Source organism: Rhizobium ruizarguesonis, assembly GCF_012349115.1.
Classification (GTDB): domain Bacteria; phylum Pseudomonadota; class Alphaproteobacteria; order Rhizobiales; family Rhizobiaceae; genus Rhizobium; species Rhizobium ruizarguesonis.
In genome coordinates, this window is sequence record NZ_PQIG01000058.1 from 1 (window position 1) to 272 (window position 272).

The window sequence follows — 272 nt, forward strand, 5'->3', positions numbered from 1 at the left end:
GGCGCTCCTGGCCGAGAGCCTGCGCCCGCCGGCCGACACGCCGCCAAGTCCTCACGTTGAGGCCTTGCAGGAGCTGGTCAATGCACGATCGGCAGCCAAATGCGACATCACCGCCCTGCAGAACCGCAGCAAGACTGCCACCACCGCCCTTCTGCGCGGCGAACTCAACCGCCTCGTGCGTCGGCTGGAACAGCATGTCGAACGTCTCGACAAAGAGATCGAGCGACGTGTCGGCGAGGATCCGCAGCTCTACCGCAAGGCCGAGATCCTCA

General features: G+C 65.4%; 1 pseudogene. It reads left to right on the top strand.

The annotated features are described in order from the left end of the window. Window positions 1–272: pseudogene (locus tag C3Y91_RS06775) on the top strand (IS110 family transposase); the annotation flags it as partial.